This window comes from Actinosynnema sp., from assembly GCF_052038725.1.
Map to the genome: position 1 here is coordinate 1 of NZ_JBQGCX010001316.1, position 3202 is coordinate 3202.

At 71.3% G+C, this 3202-nt stretch carries 1 protein-coding gene; it reads left to right on the forward strand.

Annotated features, from left to right (window positions below):
* On the forward strand, positions 1-3202 hold a 3202-nt coding region (locus tag ACTUAL_RS27770), incomplete at both ends, for a multifunctional oxoglutarate decarboxylase/oxoglutarate dehydrogenase thiamine pyrophosphate-binding subunit/dihydrolipoyllysine-residue succinyltransferase subunit (RefSeq protein ID WP_440902306.1).

The following is a 3202-nucleotide window of genomic DNA, read 5'->3' on the forward strand; positions in this document are numbered from 1 at the left end:
AGGCCGCACCCGCGAAGGCCGCACCCGCGAAGGCCGCACCCGCGAAGGCCGCACCCGCGAAGGCCGCACCTGCGAAGGCCGCGCCCGCCGAGGGGTCGGCGAAGAGCGAGCCACCCGCAGCCGCCGCCCGGCCCGCCGCGCCACCCGCGAGGGCCACCACCAGCACCAGCACCAGCACCACCCGCAGCAGCGACACGAAGGAGGGCCGCACGGTGACGTCGAGGGAGGTCTCCCGCTCCACCACCCCCAGCGCCGCAGGGGCCGTCGAGCCCGAGCGGCTGCGTGGCCCCGCGGCCCGCGTCGTGGCCAACATGGAGTCCAGCCTCGAGGTGCCGACCGCCACGAGCGTGCGCGCGGTGCCGGCCAAGCTGCTCATCGACAACCGCATCGTGCTCAACAACCACCTGGCGCGGGCGCGAGGCGGCAAGGTCTCCTTCACCCACCTCATCGGCTTCGCCCTCGTCGAGGCCGCGACGGCCATGCCGGAGATGAACCACGCCTACACCGAGGTCGACGGCAAGCCCGGCATCCTCCGTCAGACCGACGTCAACCTCGGCATCGCGATCGACCTCGCCAAGGACGACGGCACCCGCCAGCTGCTGGTCCCCGCCATCAAGCGCGCCCAGACGATGGAGTTCGCCCAGTTCTGGGCCTCCTACGAGGACGTCGTCCGTCGCGCGCGCTCCGGCTCGCTCACGGTGGAGGACTTCCAGGGCACGAGCATCAGCCTCACCAACCCCGGCACCATCGGCACGGTCCACTCGGTGCCGCGGCTCATGACCGGGCAGGGCGCGATCGTGGGCGTCGGGGCGCTGGAGTACCCGGCGGAGTACGCCGGGGCGAGCGAGGAGACCCTCGCGCGCCTGGCGATCAGCAAGACCATCACGCTGACCTCGACGTACGACCACCGCATCATCCAGGGCGCGCAGTCCGGTGACTTCCTGCGCCTGCTGCACCGCAAGCTGCTCGGCGAGGACGGCTTCTACGAGCGCGTCTTCGCGAGCCTGCGCGTTCCCTACGAGCCCATCCGGTGGGTGCGCGACGTCTCGGTGTCCGACGACGACGAGATCAACAAGACCGCGCGCGTCGTGGAGCTCATCCACGCCTACCGCGTGCGCGGGCACCTCATGGCCGACACCGACCCGCTGGAGTACCGCCAGCGCCGCCACCCCGACCTCGACGTGCAGACGCACGGGCTGAGCCTGTGGGACCTCGACCGCACCTTCCCCACGGGCGGCTTCGGCGGCCGGCCGACCATGAAGCTGCGCGACATCCTGGGGGTGCTGCGCAACTCCTACTGCCGCACGGTCGGCATCGAGTACATGCACATCCAGAACCCCGAGGAGCGGCGCTGGATCCAGGACCGCGTCGAGCACGGGCACGACAAGCCCTCGCGCTCCGAGCAGCTGCGCATCCTGGGCCGGCTCAACGCGGCCGAGGCGTTCGAGACGTTCCTGCAGACGAAGTTCGTCGGGCAGAAGCGGTTCAGCCTCGAGGGCTCGGAGTCGATGATCCCGATCCTCGACCAGATCCTCGGCGACTCCGCCGACGCCGGCCTCGACGAGGTCTGCATCGGCATGGCCCACCGCGGCCGGCTCAACGTGCTCGCCAACATCGCGGGCAAGACCTACGGGCAGATCTTCGCCGAGTTCGAGGGCCAGCAGGACCCGAAGACGGTCCAGGGCTCCGGCGACGTCAAGTACCACCTCGGCACCGAGGGCACCTTCACCGCCCCGTCGGGGGCGCAGACCAAGGTCTACCTCGCCGCGAACCCCTCCCACCTGGAGGCGGTCAACCCGGTGCTGGAGGGCATCGCGCGGGCCAAGCAGGACCGCATCAACCTCGGGGGGAGGTCCTTCCCCGTGCTGCCGGTCCTCATCCACGGCGACGCGGCCTTCGCGGGTCAGGGCGTGGTCGCGGAGACCCTCAACCTCTCCCAGCTGCGCGGGTACCGCACGGGCGGCACGGTGCACGTGATCGTGAACAACCAGGTCGGCTTCACCACGGCCCCCCAGGCCAGCCGCTCCTCGTACTACGCCACCGACGTGGCCCGCATGATCCAGGCGCCGATCTTCCACGTGAACGGCGACGACCCCGAGGCGTGCGTGCGGGTGGCCCAGCTGGCCTTCGAGTACCGCCAGCAGTTCGGCAAGGACGTCGTCATCGACATGATCTGCTACCGCCGGCGCGGCCACAACGAGGGCGACGACCCCTCGATGACCAACCCGCTGATGTACACCCTCATCGAGGGCAAGCGCAGCGTCCGCAAGCTCTACACCGAGTCCCTCATCGGCCGGGGCGACATCACCGTGGAGGAGGCCGAGGCGGCGCTGCGCGACTACAGCGACCAGCTGGAGCGCGTGTTCAAGGAGGTCCGCGAGGCCACCCGCGCCCGCCAGGGCGAGGCCGACGAGCAGGGCTCCGCGTCCGGCCTGGAGCTGCCGAGCGCCCAGGCGCAGGACGACGCCCAGCCCGCCGACACGCGCGGCACCGCGGTCTCGGAGGAGCTCGTGCACGCGGTGGGCGACGCGTTCGCCTCCCCGCCGGACGGCTTCTCCCCCCACCCCAAGCTGGCGCCGCTGCTGCAGAAGCGGCACCAGATGTCGCGCGAGGGTGGCATCGACTGGGCCTTCGGGGAGCTGCTGGCCTTCGGCTCGCTCGTCTCCGAGGGCACCCCGGTCCGCCTGGCCGGGCAGGACAGCCGCCGCGGCACCTTCGTGCAGCGCCACGCCGTCCTCATCGACCGCCAGTCGGGGGCCGAGTGGGCGCCGCTGTCCGCCCTGTCCGACACCGCCCGGTTCTGGGTGTACGACTCGCTGCTCAGCGAGTACGCGGCCATGGGCTTCGAGTACGGGTACTCCGTCGAGCGTCCCGAGACGCTCGTGCTGTGGGAGGCGCAGTTCGCCGACTTCACCAACGGCGCGCAGACGGTCGTCGACGAGTTCATCTCCGCCGGGGAGCAGAAGTGGAACCAGCGCAGCAGCGTCGTGCTGCTGCTGCCCCACGGCTACGAGGGCCAGGGCCCGGACCACTCCTCGGGCCGCATCGAGCGCTACCTGCAGATGTGCGCGGAGTCGAACATGACCGTCGCCGTGCCGAGCACGCCGGCGTCGTACTTCCACCTGCTGCGCCGGCAGGCGTATGCCAAGCCGCGCCGCCCGCTGGTCGTCTTCACCCCGAAGTCGATGCTGCGGCTCAAGGC